At 69.8% G+C, this 14,502-nt stretch carries 10 protein-coding genes; 5 read left to right on the plus strand and 5 right to left on the minus strand.

Features of this window, described 5'->3' with window-relative positions; genetic code table 11:
* Positions 1-2 precede the first annotated feature (2 nt).
* The 4 genes from ACNNMR_RS42905 to ACNNMR_RS42920 all read right to left on the minus strand — a co-directional run bounded on the left by ACNNMR_RS42905 (position 3) and on the right by ACNNMR_RS42920 (position 7,284).
* Positions 3-1,136 carry a S1 family peptidase gene (locus ACNNMR_RS42905; RefSeq protein ID WP_420000191.1) on the minus strand — a complete coding sequence of 378 codons (1,134 nt, stop codon included), beginning with the start codon at positions 1,134-1,136 and terminating at the stop codon, positions 3-5.
* A gap of 160 nt (positions 1,137-1,296) precedes the next feature.
* Complete coding sequence (locus ACNNMR_RS42910; protein WP_420000192.1) at positions 1,297-2,265, minus strand: pirin family protein; 969 nt, start codon at positions 2,263-2,265, stop codon at positions 1,297-1,299.
* Between the two features lie 16 nt (positions 2,266-2,281).
* The gene (locus ACNNMR_RS42915) at positions 2,282-4,681 is read right to left on the minus strand and encodes an RICIN domain-containing protein (RefSeq protein WP_420000193.1); all 2,400 of its coding nucleotides are present in this window, start codon (positions 4,679-4,681) and stop codon (positions 2,282-2,284) included.
* A 71-nt stretch (positions 4,682-4,752) separates the two neighbouring features.
* Positions 4,753-7,284 (minus strand): PA14 domain-containing protein, encoded by a 2,532-nt coding sequence (locus ACNNMR_RS42920; protein WP_420000194.1) that lies wholly within the window; start codon positions 7,282-7,284, stop codon positions 4,753-4,755.
* Between the two features lie 240 nt (positions 7,285-7,524).
* Here ACNNMR_RS42920 and ACNNMR_RS42925 point away from each other — a divergent pair, with 240 nt between their 5' ends.
* The 5 genes from ACNNMR_RS42925 (at position 7,525) to ACNNMR_RS42945 (ending at position 13,585) form a co-directional block, all read left to right on the plus strand.
* Positions 7,525-8,586 (plus strand): LacI family DNA-binding transcriptional regulator, encoded by a 1,062-nt coding sequence (locus ACNNMR_RS42925; protein ID WP_420000659.1) that lies wholly within the window; start codon positions 7,525-7,527, stop codon positions 8,584-8,586.
* Positions 8,587-8,701: 115 nt separating this feature from the next.
* A complete protein-coding gene (locus ACNNMR_RS42930; RefSeq protein ID WP_420000195.1) occupies positions 8,702-9,790 on the plus strand; it encodes an ABC transporter substrate-binding protein in 1,089 nt (362 codons plus the stop codon).
* Between the two features lie 189 nt (positions 9,791-9,979).
* Positions 9,980-11,608 (plus strand): sugar ABC transporter ATP-binding protein, encoded by a 1,629-nt coding sequence (locus ACNNMR_RS42935; RefSeq protein WP_420000196.1) that lies wholly within the window; start codon positions 9,980-9,982, stop codon positions 11,606-11,608.
* Entirely contained in the window at positions 11,601-12,566 is a 966-nt protein-coding gene (locus ACNNMR_RS42940) for an ABC transporter permease (protein WP_420000197.1), read from the plus strand. The genes ACNNMR_RS42935 and ACNNMR_RS42940 overlap by 8 nt, the downstream gene beginning before the upstream one ends.
* A gap of 5 nt (positions 12,567-12,571) precedes the next feature.
* A complete protein-coding gene (locus ACNNMR_RS42945) occupies positions 12,572-13,585 on the plus strand; it encodes an ABC transporter permease (protein WP_420000198.1) in 1,014 nt (337 codons plus the stop codon).
* On the opposite strand, the gene ACNNMR_RS42950 is transcribed toward ACNNMR_RS42945, so the two are convergent.
* Positions 13,582-14,415 carry a class I SAM-dependent methyltransferase gene (locus tag ACNNMR_RS42950; protein ID WP_420000199.1) on the minus strand — a complete coding sequence of 278 codons (834 nt, stop codon included), beginning with the start codon at positions 14,413-14,415 and terminating at the stop codon, positions 13,582-13,584. The two genes, ACNNMR_RS42945 and ACNNMR_RS42950, sit on opposite strands and share 4 nt — an antisense overlap.
* Positions 14,416-14,502: the final 87 nt, after the last annotated feature.

The following is a 14,502-nucleotide window of genomic DNA, read 5'->3' on the forward strand; positions in this document are numbered from 1 at the left end:
GCTCAGGCCGTGTGCAGGGTCAGGCCGTACCGGCCCAGGATCTCGTTCACCGGCTGGAACCAGGTCTCGCCCCCGCCGGAGCAGTTGCCCCACCCGCCGGACGTCACGCCCTGCGCCTGGTCACCGCTGATGAACGAGCCGCCCGAGTCGCCCGGCTCCGCGCACACGCTGGTCTTCGTCAGCTCGTACACGATGCCCGAAGAGCCGTAGTTCACGGTCTCGTTGCGCGCCAGCAGGGTGCCGCAGTGCCAGCGCGTGGTGGACCCGGACCGGCAGATCGACGCGCCGATCGGGGCCTCCGCCGAGCCGCGCACCAACTGGTCCGGCACGGTGCCCCAGCCGAGCACGACGGGCACCGTCCACCAGCCGCTGCCGACGTTCACCCACGCGTAGTCGTCGCCGGGGAACGACGACCCCTGGAAGTTCCCGATGTACGACCGGTCCCAGCCGCTGACCGCTTGCCCCGGCTGTCCGCAGTGCCCGGCGGTCACGAACCCGCCGTGCACGGAGAAGCCGATCGAGCAGCGCACATTCGAGGTGTAGTACGGATCGCCGCCGACCGTGCCCGCGGCGAACGGCTCCGGCGCCCGCCCGACCCCGGCGACCTTCACCGGCCCGGCCGCCCGCGCCCGCTGCAGGAACGCCGAGACGCGTGCACTGTCCCGCTTCCCCTTCACGACCTCGACGACGACCCGGTTCGCCCGGGGGTCGACGTGCCACCCGGCCACGGCGGCCGGCGCGGACAGCTTGTCGATCCGGGCCTTTGCCGCGTCCAGCTTCCCGGCGCTGTGCTCGACCATGCGCACATCGGCGCCAGCGGCCCGTACCGCGTCGGCCGTGTCGCGGCCGGCGAGGGCAACCGTGAGCTTGCCGCTGCGGGCGTCGAACCACGAGCCCGCATACGTATCCCCGGCGATCCGCCGGGTCCTGTCATCGAGGGCGCTCGCCCGCGTCTCCTGCGCGAGCCGCTTCTCGGACTGCCCGGCGCTGAGGCCGAGGTCGCGCTGCATGGCTTCCAGCAGACCGTCCGAGACCCGCGGCTCCGGGCGGCTGCCGGCGGCGGCCGACGCGGTCCCGAGCGAGCCGAGCAGGAGAGCGGCGCATATCCCGAGGCGTAAGCCGGATCTCCATTTCACAGTGGTGCCCCTTTCCGTCGTTCCGATCGAAGTGGGGGTGGAACTCCAGGAGCCGAGAGCCGTGTTGAGCTGATGAGAGCGCTCTCAGCTCGGGTGCACTGCGTACTGCACCATGCCTAGAGGGCTTTGTCCAGACCTTTGCCGGTCGACGCTTCCGGCGCTATCGCGCCCGGCCGCGGGGCTTCAACGGAGTCGGCGGAAGGCCGGGCGCGGCGAGCCGGTCCCCGTCGTAACCGTGCACCTCGCCGAAGCGGGATCCGCTCATCCACTCCTCGCGCGCGCCCGCGATCTCAGCGTGGCTTCTGCCGATGAAGTTCCACCACATCACGATCTCCTCGGCGAACGGCTCCCCGCCCAGCAGCATCAGCGCGCTGTCGGTATCCGCCCGCAGCGGCAGCTCCCGCCGCCCGCAGCCCAGATAGAGCATGGACCCGGGCGCCAGCCTGAGCCCGTCCACCTCCGCCTCGCCGGACATCGTCAGCACCGCGTACTCGAAGTCCGGCTCCACCGGCAGCCGCGCCGCGGTCCCCGCGGCCAGCGACACATCGGCGCCGACCAGCGGCGTGTACGTCGTCCCTGGCGACGCCGCCCCATCCACCTCACCGAGGACGACCGTCGCGGACAGGCCACCGCCACCGGCCACCACCGGCAGCCCGGCATGATGCTCGAAGTCCGGCGCGACGCCCCGGTGCTCATCCGGCAGCGCCACCCACAGCTGCGCCCCGTGCAGCAGCGGCGCATGCACCCGCGGCGACTCCTCCGAATGCGCGATCGCCCGGCCGGACGTCATCAGCCCCAGCTCCCGCGGCCGCACCGTCTGCAGCGAACCCAGGCTGTCGCGGTGCAGCACCTCACCCTCGTGCAGCCAGCTCACCGTCTGCAGCCCCATGTGCGGGTGCGGCGGCACCTGCATGCCCGGCTCGTCCGCGATGTCGTCGGGCCCGTAATGATCGACGAAGCACCAGGCGCCGACCATCCGGCGGCCGAGGTTCGGCAGCAGCCGCCGCACCACCGTCGACTCGCCCAGCGGCACCTGACGCGCCTTCAGCAGTTCCCGTACGGGCTCGGCGGTGACACCGGCGCGCCCGCCGCACGTGGCGACGGGCGGCCGCTGATCGAGATTGCTCATGCCCGACAGGCTACGGTCAGATGAACCGCCATAGGTGGTCCGCGGTGCCGTTGTCGTCGAACTGCACCACCTGGGCGCTGTTCGCCGTCGACATCTCGTGCACGCCCAGCACCTTGCCGCTGTGCTTGTTGCGGATGCGATACCAGCCGTCGGCGTCGGCCACCAGCTGCCACAGGTGATCGTCGGTCCCGTTGTCCTCGTACTGGACCACCCGCGCGCTGTTCTCCGTCGACATGCCGTCCACACCCATGACCTTGCCGCTGTACCCGCAGCGCAGCAGGAACCAGCCGTCGCCCTGATCGATCCGCTGCCAGGCGTGATCCCCGGTCCCGGTGTTGTCGAACTGCACCACCCGGCCGCCATTGTCGAGGGACATGCCGTCCACGGCGAGCACCTTGCCGCTGTGCTTGTTCTGCACCCTCTGGTACGGCGGCTCCGCCCGCCACGCGTGCCCGTCGGGCGCGGCTGTCGGGAAGGACGTGATCCGCAGCCGCGCCGCCCCCATCGGCACCAGCGTCACCTCCTCGACGGCCGCGTCGCTTCGCGCCGGACTTGCCTGCAGCGGCGCGACCACATGCTCGTCGTCCGCCACCCACTCCTCGATCCGCCGCGCCCGCGCGGTCAGCTTCACCGGCGCGGTGTCGGGAGTGAACGGGTTGGCGGGCAGCGGCCCGTCCGTACGGCTGAAGGCGGGCGTGTCGCCGGGGGAGAGGCCGTAGTTCCACGGGCTGGTGGCGTGCACCTCGTACTCGGGGAAGGCATCACTGCCGCCGTAGCGCACCCAGTCCTCGCCGATCTTCAGCGAGTACGTGAGCGGCCCGTGGCTGACGCTCACCGCGTCGTGGTTCCGCTCCCAGGTGCGGACCTCGGTCCGCTGCGGCAGCCGCAGCGTCACCTTGTCGCCGTCCGCCCAGGTCCGGTCGATGGTTACGTACACGGGGCCGGCCTTCGCCGCGACCGGCTTCCCGTTGACCGCCACCTCGGGATCGCGGCACCAGCCGGGAATCCGCAGCCGCAGCGGGAAGGCGGCGGCCCCCGACACGGTCAGCGTCACGGTCTCCCCGAAGGGATAGTCCGTCTCCTCGGTGACGGTCACCTCGATCCCGCCGGCGACCTTGGCCGTCACCTCGGACGCCGCGTACATCGACGCGGCCAGACCGCCGTCCGGCGTCGCGAGCCACAGCTCCTCCGCGAAGTACGGCCAGCCCATGCCGTAGTTGTGCGGACAGCACCGGTACTGATCCACACCCGCCTGAAACGCCTGCATGGCGAAGCCATTCTGGAACTGCCCCTGAGTCTTCTTCGCATTGTCCAGATCCACGCTGTTCGCGCTGGTCACGTAATGCGTCGACTTCCCCTGCGGATCAAAGGCGGCCGGCAGCATATTGAACGCCAGCTCCTCGCACCGGTCCGCCCACACCGCATCACCCGTGATCCGGGTGAGCAGCTCATGGCTGGCCATGAACTCCACGATCCCGCAGGTCTCGAACCCCTGCCGCGGATCCCCGAAGCCCGGCCGGTAGTTCTCGTCGCCCGCGATCCCGCCGCCGGGAAACTGCCCGAACGTGCCCAGCACCGCGTCGTAGTTCCGGTACGCAGCCTTCGTCAGCGCCGCGTCCCCGCTGAGTTGCCCGTACTGGGCGGGCTCGCGGAAGCCCTGGGCGATGTTGACGTTGTGCGGGGTGGGCATCTCGCCCGACGGGGACGCCCAGTCGGCGCCGTGCTCGTGCATCTTCGCCGCCAGGTCGATCAGGAAGGCATCACCCGTCCGCTCATGCATCCAGTGCACGATGTCCAGGCCGTCACCCCAGCGATACGACACCCAGCTGCTGTTGAACGCGCCCGCACCCTGCGCGTTCATGAAGCGCAGGAAGCGGGTCACGAAGGGCACGATCCGCTCGTCCTCCGCGTACTCCTCCCACGTCCGCAGCGCCATCAGCAGCGGCAGAAACGGCCAGAAGTCCGGCCCGCCGTTCAGCGAGGTGCGCAGCTCCCGCGGCCCGAAGAAGCCGTCGCCCTCCTGCGTGGCCAGGATCGCGTCCAGCCACCGCCTGGAGTTGGCGAGCGCTGCCTCGTCGCCGGTCGCGATGGCGAGGGGCACGTATCCGCGCAGCCAGTACGTCACCTCCTCCCACCCGCGCCGGTCCGGATGCACCCACCCGGTCTCGTCGAAGTTGAGGAAGTGCGACTTCTCCTCGTAGCGCCCGCACAACCCCTCCAGCTGCAGCTTCAGCTGATGAGCAAGCCAGCCGCGCGCCTTTACGGCCCCGGGCGGCAGCCGCAGGAAGGCCGAGGGGGTGACGCCCTTCTTGCCGGGCACACGAGCGGCGGCCGCGAAGGCACTGCCGCCGGGCAGCGCCGCCGCGCCGAGCGTGAGCGCGCCGATGGCGAGGACTTGTCGTCTGTTCGGTGGCATGACAGCGGCTCCTCAAAGATTCGGCTCGCCCGCCTCCGCATCAGCACGGAGGCGGGCGAGCCTCGGTCACATCACTTGGTGCACTGCAGCGTGCCGTCGCCGGCACCCTTGATCAGCGCCTCATGCGCTGCCTTGATCCGCTTGGGATCGCCCTTGAGTACCTTGCGGTCGTACGTCAGCAACCCGTTCAGCTCGCCCTCCACATCCGTGATCTGGGTGTAGACGGCGCCGTTGTTGCCTTCACAGGCGGCCAGCTTCTCGACCTCCTTGAGCTTGACCAGGTACTCGTCGGTGTACTTGTCCTTCTCGACCCCGACATAGGTGTGCTGCACCGGGAAGGAGTGACCTGGCACGGCCAGTCCCAGACCCCCGTACTCGCCGCTCACCAGCGCCCGCTTGCCGTCCGGATCGGGCAGCGCCGGGCTCGGATAGCCGTGCTCGTCGAGGATGTCCCCCGTACCGCCGTCCTCGCCGAGGTTGATCCCGGACATGCCATTGATGAGCCGGGTCGGGTCCCACTCCTTCGCCTGATCGGCCAGCCGGGCCACGTCGTACTGGCCCCAGCCCTCATTGAGCGTCACCCACATCACCACCGACGGGTGGCTGTCGTGCTGCTCGATCATCTCCTTCATCTCGTGCTCGAACTGCGTCTTCGCCGCGTCCGACGGCTTGACCGTGTTCATCGATGGCATGTCCTGCCACACCAGCAGCCCGAGCTTGTCCGCCTGGTAGAACCAGCGGTCGTTCTCGACCTTGATGTGCTTGCGGACGGAGTTGAAGCCCAGCTCCTTGTGGGCCTTCAGGTCGTACTCCTGCGCCTCGTCAGTCGGCGGCGTGTGCAGCCCGTCCGGCCAGAAACCCTGGTCGAGAGTCGCCATCAGGAAGACCGGCTTGCCGTTCAGCACCGTGCGCTGCTTGCCGTCGATCGTCTTGACCTCGATCGACCGCATCCCGAAGTACGACTCGACCTTGTCGTCGCCGACGGTCACCTTCAGCCGGTACAGGTGCGGATCGTCGGGCGACCACAGATGCGGATCCGGTACGGGCACGTCCAGGTCCTCGCCCGTGGTCCCGGACGCCTTGCCGACCGCCTTCTTGCCGTCGTACGCGGTGGCCGTCACCGGCACCCCGTCCTTGACGCCGCGCACCTTGACCGCGACCTTCTCGCCCTGGATGTCCGGCGTGGTCTTGACGTCCTCGGCGCGGTCGGCCGCGACCGGCTCCATCCAGACCGTCTGCCAGATGCCGGACGAGGAGGTGTACCAGATGCCGCTCGGGTCGAGGCGCTGCTTGCCCATCGGCGGATTCTCGCCGTCCTTGGCGTCGGTCGGGTCGTAGACGCCGACGATCAGCTCCTGCGGCCCGCTGCCCGTCAGGGCGTCGGTGACGTCGATGCTGAAGCGGTCGTAGCCGCCCTTGTGCGCGGTGACCTTCTTACCGTTGACGTACACCTCGGCCTGCCAGTCGACCGCGTCGAAGTTCAGCTGCAGGCGCTTGCCGGAGCCGACCTTCCAGCCCTTGGGGACCGAGAAGGAGCGCTTGTACCACATCCGGTCCTCGTGCCGTTCGATGCCGGAGAGCTGCGATTCGACCGGGTAGGGGACGAGGATCTTCTCGTCGAGCTTCTTGCCGACCGGCGGCTGCTCGCCGGCCTCGGCGCCCGCGAACTGCCACTCGCCGTTGAGGTTCTTCCACGAGGCCCGCTTCAGCTGCGGTCGCGGGTACTCGGGGTGGGCGTTGCCGGGACCGACGTCATCGGCCCACTTGGAGCGCAGCTTGTACTCGGAGTTGATCGGCCCCGACGTCCAGAAGTCGCCGATCGCCTTGCCGTCGGCCGTCGCGAGCCCGCCCTTTCCGTCGTAACGGATGTCGGCGGAGCCGCCGTGCCCGCCGACCACCGGCTCGTCGAGCGGGATGACCAGGCGCTTCGGGTCGGCCGGGTCCAGCCGCGGCTTGCCGCGCGGCCATTCGGTGCCGCCGATCTCGGTCTTGAGGTGCTCGCCGAGGTCCGCCGGGGGAGCGGCGAGGGGCTGCGCGAAGCCGAAGGTCAGCGTGCGGCCGTCCTTCTCGACGGCGACCGAGGTCGGGCCGTCGTACGCGAAGCCGTCCGGGAGCGTGTACGCCGACTGCGGGACCGGCTGCTTTTCGCCGCCCGGCGGGGTCCAGTTGACGTGCAGGTTCTGCCCGCCGTAGTGCTCGAAGTACTCGACCTTGAAGTCGTAGGACTTGCCGGCCTCGAGCGCGATGGGCGCGGACTTCTGCTCGTTGTCCCAGTCGTCGACCCAGTGGTCGATGGCGAGCTTGCCGTCGACCCAGACGCGGAAGCCGTTGTCGGCCTTGACGGCGAAGGTGTGCTCGCCGGTTTTCTCGGGCGTGATCTTCCCGGTCCAGCGGACGCTGACGTCGTCGTCCTGTCCGGTACGGGCCTTCAGCCGCGGCCCGAGGTCGCCGAAGTCCAGCGACGGGTCGAAGGCGGTGGCCTTGAGGTCGGCGAAGTCGAAGGCGCCGGGTGCGGACTGGGTGTAGTACTCGCCCTTCAGGCCGTGCGCGACGGCTGGATCATCGGCGGCCGCGGCGGTGGAGGGCCCGGATCCGGCGGCCATTAAGGCCAGGGCGAGGGTGGCCAACACGGCCACGAGTCTTCCGAGTACGCTGCGTTGCCGCAGGTGGACGGGTGGGGAATGCACTTCTACCTCCGAAGCGTCCGTAGCGAAGGAAGCGGCTCAGGCTCTGCCCTTCTCCCAAGGCATCTTGTATAACGTTGGAAACAAGGGCAGTTGGCATGACAGCACGCCTCCTGCGCTCTGTCCAGGTTCATGACAAGTAGCGTCGGAGGAATGCAGATGAGGGTGAGCCTGAAGGACGTCGCCGAGCGGGCGGGCGTATCGATCAAGACCGTCTCGAACGTCGTCAACAACTATCCGCACGTCACCCCCGCCATGCGCACCCGCGTCCAGCGGGCCATCGACGAACTCGGCTACCGCCCCAACCTCACCGCCCGCCACCTGCGCAAAGGCCGTACGGGCATCATCGCGCTCGCGGTCCCCGAGCTCGGCAACCCGTACTTCGCCGAGCTCGCCGGCGCCGTCATCGACGTCGCCGCCCAGCACGAGTACACCGTCCTGCTCGACCACACCCAGGGCATCCGCGAGCAGGAGATCCTGGTCAGCCAGGGCTTCCGGTCCCGCGTCATCGACGGCCTGATCCTCAGCCCCCTGGAGCTGGAGCCCGAGGACCTGGCGGCCCGTACCGACGACGCGCCCCTGGTGCTGCTCGGCGAGCGGCGCTACGACCTCCCGTACGACCACATCGCCATCGACAACATCGCCGCCGCCCGCGCCGCCGTCCGCCACCTGCTCACCCTCGGCCGCCGCCGCATCGCCTTCCTCGGCGCCCGCCAGGACCGCACCGTGCAACCCGCCCACCTGCGGCTTCTCGGCTGGCAAGCGGAGCTCGCAGAGTGGGGCGTGCCGACCGAGGACGCGCTCGTCGCCAACACCGGGGGATGGGACCATGAGGACGGCTCGGTCGCGATGGCGCGGCTGCTGGACTCCGGGCAGCTGCCGGACGCCGTCTTCGCGTACAACGACCTCGTCGCCATCGGTGCCATGCGGGTGATGTCCGAACGCGGCCTGAAGGTACCGGAGGACATCGCGGTGGTCGGCTTCGACGACATCACCGAATCCCGGTACGGCGCCGTCACGCTCACCACCGTCGCGCCCGACAAGCAGGCCATCGCCCGGCTGGCCGTCGAGAGCGTGGTCGGACGGCTGAAGAGCCAGCAGAACGAGGAGACGCCGCGGCCCACCCAGGAGCTGCAACCCGGCTTCACGCTGGTGGAACGCGAGAGCACGCTCGGCCGCGCGGCGCCCAACTCGCCCTCGGGGAGCGGCGGTACGGACTGAGGTCACGGACGCATCTCTTCGTGGCTGTTCGTGCGCAAGGTGTTTACACCTCCCTTGCAACGATGTAAAAACCGCTCCACGGATGTGGTCCCCGCCCCGACGAGGAGTAGCCCCCATGAAGCCGCACGTTCGCCGTACCCCAGCAAGAGGCCTCGTCGCCGTCGGCCTGGCCGCAAGCCTCGCCTTCGCCGCCGGCTGCGCGAAGTCCGAGGACGACGCCTCCGACAAGGCCAAGGACGCCGGCAAGTCCCAGGACGCAGGCCAGGAGGTGGCCGGCGGCGGCAGCGGCAAGACCTGCGCCATCGGCGACTACGGGGCGAAGAAGCTCGACCTGAAGGGCGCCACGGTCGGCTTCTCCCAGTCCGAGAAGGAAGCCAACCCCTTCCGTATCGCGGAGACCGCCTCCATCAAGGACGAGGCGAAGAAGCGCGGGGTGAAGCTCCTCACCGCCAACGCGCAGTCGCAGTTCTCCAAGCAGATCTCCGACGTCCAGGACCTCATCTCCAAGGGCGCGGACCTGCTCGTCATCGCCCCGCTGAACTCCGACGGCTGGGAGCCCGTCCTCAAGCAGGCCGCGGCGAAGAAGATCCCGATCGTCACCATCGACCGTAAGATCAACGCCAAGGCCTGCAAGGACTACGTCTCCTTCATCGGCTCCGACTTCACCGAGCAGGGCAAGCGCGCCGCCGACCAGATGATCGAGGCCACCGGCGGCAAGGGCGACGTCGCCATCCTCCTCGGTGCCCCGGGCAACAACGTCACCACCGAGCGCACCAAGGGCTTCACCGACCGCATCAAGGAAAAGGCCCCGAAGCTGAAGGTCGTCTTCAAGCAGACCGGCGAATTCGCCCGCGAGAAGGGCCAGTCGGTCACCGAGCAGCTCATCCAGTCCAAGCCCGGCATCAAGGCGATCTACGCCGAGAACGACGAGATGGGCCTCGGCGCCGTCAACGCCCTCAAGGGCGCGGGCAAGAAGGCCGGCGACGTAAAGATCATCACGATCGACGGCACCAAGAACGCGGTCGAGGGCATCGTCGACGGCTGGATCCAGGGCGTCGTCGAGTCCAACCCGCGCTTCGGCCCGCTCGCCTTCAAGACCCTGGACGAGTTCACCCAGGGCAAGCCGGTCGGCCAGGACATCGTTATCAAGGACACCGAGTACAACGAGGACAACGCCGAGGCGGGCCTCGGCAAGGCGTACTGAACCCTGCCCCACCCACGGCAAGAGGCGGGGAGCACCGGCTGCTCCCCGCCACCCCCGTCCCACCGACGACCCCAGGAGGGCAGCGGTGACCGCACCCGCTGAAGAGCCTGTCTTCGCCCCCCCGCCTGCGCAGCGACGCCCGGCACGCACGCTCGCCGCACGCCGCCCTCGGACAGGTGGCTCCGCCACATGACCGAGGACGACGCACGCCGATCGCACGCACCGGACGCCGCTACGCCCGCGCTTCGCGCGAACGACGGGGGGGCGAAGACAGGCTCCGTCCTCGCCGTACGCGGCCTGACCAAGCGCTTCCCCGGCGTCCTCGCCCTCGACAGCGTGGACTTCACCGCCCGCGCCGGCGAGGTGCACGCGCTCGTCGGCGAGAACGGCGCCGGAAAATCCACCCTGATCAAGGTCCTCACCGGCGTCTACCACCCCGACGAGGGCGACCTCACCTACCGCGGCGACCGCGCGGCTTTCCCGACCCCCCTCGCCGCCCAGAGCGCCGGCATCTCAACGATCTACCAAGAGGTCAACCTCATCCCGCTGATGAGCATCGCCCGTAACCTCTTCATGGGCCGCGAGCCGAAGAACCGCTTCGGCCTGATCGACTTCACCCGCATGCACGCCGACGCCGCCCGCATCCTCACCGACTACGGCGTCGACGTTGACGTCCGCCGCCCCCTGCGCGACCTCGGCGTAGGCGCCCAGCAGATGGTCGCCCTCGCCCGAGCCGCCTCCGTGGACGCCCGCGTAGTCATCATGGACGAGCCGACGTCATCGCTCGAACCACGCGAGGTCCAGACCCTCTTCGGCGTCATCCGCCGCCTCCGCGAGCAGGGCATCGCGGTGGTGTACGTCAGCCACCGCATGGAGGAGCTCTACGCCATCTGCGACACGGTCACGGTCCTCCGCGACGGCCGCCTCGTCCACACCGGCCCCCTCGCCGACACCGACCGCCTCACCCTCGTCTCCCTGATGCTCGGCCGCGAGCTCGGCGAGGTCCGAGCGGAGGGCATGACGAAATTCACCGGCGACCACGAAGCAGGCGCGGAGCCGGTTCTGCGCGCCGAGCACCTCACCCGCCGCCACGAACTGCACGACATCTCCCTGACCGTCCGCCCGGGCGAGGTGGTCGGCCTCGGCGGCCTCCTCGGCTCCGGCCGTACGGAAACCGCCAAGGCCATCGCCGGCGCCCTCCCGTTGGGCGCGGGAAAGGTCACGGTCGCCGGCGCCCCGGTCCGCGGCGGCTCCACCCCGGCCGCCATCCGCGCGGGCATCTCCCTCCTCCCGGAAGACCGCAAGTCGGAGGGCATCGTCCCCGGCCTTTCCGTACGGGAGAACATCGCCCTGGCCGCCCTCCCGCGCATGTCCCGCTTCGGCCTCGTCTCGGAGGCCGCGATCGACAAGGTCGTAGAGACCTTCATGAGCCGCCTCCAGATCAAGGCGTCAGGCCCGCACCAGAAGGTCGGCGAACTCTCCGGCGGCAACCAGCAGAAGGTCCTCCTGGCCCGCTGGCTGGCCATGCAGCCCAAGGTGCTGCTCCTGGACGAGCCCACCCGCGGCATCGACGTAGGCGCCAAGGCCGAGGTGCAGAAGCTCATCGACGAACTCGCCGAGGACGGCCTCGGCGTCCTGCTGATCTCCTCCGACGTGGAGGAGCTGATCGAAGGGTCCGACCGCGTGGTCGTGCTACGAGACGGCGCGGTCGTCGGCGAACTGTCCGGCGACGACGTCACCGAGGACCGGCTCATGCAGGCGATAGCCGCGGCCGCCGAACAGGCCGCCGACGGCCCGGAAGCGGTGCCCCATGGCTGACCTCGCCCTCGGCAAGGCCCTCCCGGCCGACCGCACCCAACTCCTGCGCTGGCTCCAGGACTGGGGCGTCTACGCGGGCGTCGCCGCCCTCCTCCTCTTCAACGTCTTCTTCACCGACAACTTCGTGTCGGGGGAGAACTTCCGCACCCAGGCCGTCCAGGTCGCCCCCGTCCTCATCGTCGCCCTGGGCATGGCCCTGGCGATCGGCAGCGAGGGCGTCGACCTGTCGGTCGGCTCGGTGATGGCCCTGTCCACCTCCCTGGTCTCCCTCTATCTGGGCTACGGGCCGTGGCTGGCGCTGATCGCCGCGCTGATCGGCGGCGCGGTGTGCGGCGTGCTCAGCGGCTCGCTGATCGCGTACATCGGCGTGCAGCCGATCGTCGCCACCCTCGCCCTCATGGTCGGCTGCCGCGGCCTCGCCAACGTCTTCCTGCCGCAGCTGAAGGACGTACGCGACGACACGATGGCCACCCTCGGCTCCGGCGACATCCTGGGCATCCCGTACCTGGCCCTCATCGCCGCCGCGCTCGCGGCGCTCGTCGCCTTCACCGTCAAACGCACCACCTTCGGCCGCCAGCTCCTCGCCATCGGCGACAGCCGCCCGGCCGCACAACTCGCGGGCCTGCCCGTCCGCCGCGTCCTGATCACGGTCTACGTCTGCTCGGGCGTCCTCGCGGCGATCGCCGGCTTCCTGGCGACCGCGCGCCTCCAGGCCTCCGACCCGACCTCCCTCGGCAACCTCATGGAGCTCTCCGCCATCACCGCGGTCGTCGTCGGCGGCACCCCGCTCTCCGGCGGCCGCGTCCGCATCGGCGGCACGGTGGCCGGCGCCGTACTCATCCAGCTGCTCACGGCCACCCTCATCAAGCACAACCTGCCGTCGTCCTCGACCCAGATCGCGCAGGCCGTAGTGATCGTGCTCGCCGTATACGCGGCCAAGGAGAGGGGGAAGCGGTGACCGTCATGAAAGAAGACGCAGTGACCCAGGAGCCGCCCAAGGAACCGACGGCGACCGGCAACGGCCGCCGCGACCGGCTCACCGCCCTCGCCCAGCAACACGGCGCGCTGGTCGCCCTGGTGGCGATCGCCGCCATCGCCTCACTGTCCTTCGACTCCTTCGCCACCAGCGGCAACATCGAGAACATGGCGGCCTCCTCCGCCTTCCTCGCCATCGTCGCGCTGGGCATGACCTTCGTCATCATCACCGGCGGCATCGACCTGTCGGTGGGCTCGGTCTTCGTACTCGGCGGCGTCCTGGCGGCGTGGGGCTCGCGGCACGGGACGGTGGCGGCGCTGCTGCTGCCGCTGGCGGTGTGCGGGCTGATCGGCCTGGTGAACGGCCTGCTCATCGCCCGTACGAAACTGGCGCCATTCATCGTCACGCTGGCCGCGATGCTCGGCGCCCGCGGCATCATGCTGTCGATCACCGACGAAGGCGCCAAGACGTACCTGGTCGACAAGAAGTCCTTCTTCGCCGACCTCGGACAGGGCAAGCTCCTCGGCGTCGGCGTCCCCATCTGGATCACCGCGCTCCTCTTCATCGCGGGCGCGGTGGCACTGCGCCGCAGCCGCTTCGGCCAGCACGTGTACGCGGTCGGCGGCAACGAGGACGCGGCCGCCCTGATGGGCGCCCCCGTGGCCCGTACGAAGACGCTCGTCTACACGCTCTCGGGACTGCTCGCCGGACTCGCGGGCGCACTCAATGCCGCGTGGCTCGCCTCCGGCGTCACCATCCTGGGCTTCGGCATGGAGCTCGACGCGATCGCGGCGGTGGTCATCGGCGGCACACTGCTGTCGGGCGGCCTCGGCTACGTCAGCGGCTCCCTGGTCGGCGTCCTGCTTCTGAAGGTCATCCAGAACGTCATCAACCAGATCGGCTCCCTCGACTCCGCCTACCAGCAGGTCGTCTCCGGAGCCTTCCTGGTCGTCGTCGTGATCGCGCAAACGTGGCTGGGCCGCAGGCGGCAGGTGCTCTAGGCCGCGCGCGTGGCCCAGACGGCGCGTTCCGTACGGACCGCCAGATCGTCGCGGCGCAGGATGCTGCCCGGACCGTCGGTGTCCAGCAGCCGGTCGAGGGCGGCGAGGTCCGGACCGGACAGCCGCTCGGCCGCCGCGCCCCGGATCCGCTGCAGGGTCCCGAGGGCGTAGCGGCCGATCGCCGGGCTGCGCGAGCCCTCGATGTGTACGGCGACGGTGCGCTCGCCCTCGACCTTGAAGCCGGCGGCGGCCAGCATCGGCCCCCAGTCGGCGCCCCGGTGCGGCACATGCTCGGCGTGGAGACGGTCGGTGGCGGCGTGACAGCGCTCCTCCAGCCGCCCCTCCGGGGTATCAGCGGGCAGGAAGCGAGGGAAACCGGCCAGCTCGACGACGGCGAACAGGCCACCGGGCGCGAGCAGTTCACGGACATGGTGCAAGGCGCGATCAGGCTGGGCCATGTGATGCATGGACGCGGAGGCCCACACCAGGTCGGGCAAGCCGAGGTCGGGCCAGTCGGCGTCGTCGAGATCGGCCTGCACGGTACGCACCCGCTCCGCCACACCGCGGGCGCAGGCCTTCTCCCGCAGCTGCCGGAGATGTCCCACCGATGCATCGACGGCGGTCACCTGCGCATCGGGAAAGCGCTCAAGGAGGGCGAAGGTCCCCGCACCCGTGCCACTGCCGAGATCCACGATCCGGCGCGGCTGGTCAGCCAGCGGGAGCCATGCGGTGATGGAGGCGATGTGCTCGGCGAGCACCTCGGCGTCCAGCTCCAGGATCTCCGCCTGGCCGTGGTCGTCGGAGTGGATGTGCTGATGTATGTGGGGCATTCCGCCACATTAAGCCGGGCTTGCGCCCATGGCACGGCACCTTGCGCGTAAGGCAAAAGGATGCGCTCATCTGCTGCCGTACGCGCA

This window comes from Streptomyces boninensis (assembly GCF_048572725.1).
Classification (GTDB): Bacteria; Actinomycetota; Actinomycetes; order Streptomycetales; family Streptomycetaceae; genus Streptomyces; species Streptomyces boninensis.

What these genes read in the sequence shown, in the direction of transcription:
- ACNNMR_RS42930 (WP_420000195.1), top strand. Translation starts at nt 8,702, where the DNA reads ATGAAGCCGCACGTTCGCCGTACCCCAGCAAGAGGCCTCGTCGCCGTC.
- ACNNMR_RS42950 (WP_420000199.1), bottom strand. Translation starts at nt 14,415, where the DNA reads ATGCCCCACATACATCAGCACATCCACTCCGACGACCACGGCCAGGCG.
- ACNNMR_RS42925 (WP_420000659.1), top strand. Translation starts at nt 7,525, where the DNA reads ATGAGGGTGAGCCTGAAGGACGTCGCCGAGCGGGCGGGCGTATCGATC.
- ACNNMR_RS42920 (WP_420000194.1), bottom strand. Translation starts at nt 7,284, where the DNA reads ATGGCCGCCGGATCCGGGCCCTCCACCGCCGCGGCCGCCGATGATCCA.
- ACNNMR_RS42910 (WP_420000192.1), bottom strand. Translation starts at nt 2,265, where the DNA reads ATGAGCAATCTCGATCAGCGGCCGCCCGTCGCCACGTGCGGCGGGCGC.
- ACNNMR_RS42940 (WP_420000197.1), top strand. Translation starts at nt 11,601, where the DNA reads ATGGCTGACCTCGCCCTCGGCAAGGCCCTCCCGGCCGACCGCACCCAA.
- ACNNMR_RS42915 (WP_420000193.1), bottom strand. Translation starts at nt 4,681, where the DNA reads ATGCCACCGAACAGACGACAAGTCCTCGCCATCGGCGCGCTCACGCTC.
- ACNNMR_RS42945 (WP_420000198.1), top strand. Translation starts at nt 12,572, where the DNA reads ATGAAAGAAGACGCAGTGACCCAGGAGCCGCCCAAGGAACCGACGGCG.
- ACNNMR_RS42935 (WP_420000196.1), top strand. Translation starts at nt 9,980, where the DNA reads ATGACCGAGGACGACGCACGCCGATCGCACGCACCGGACGCCGCTACG.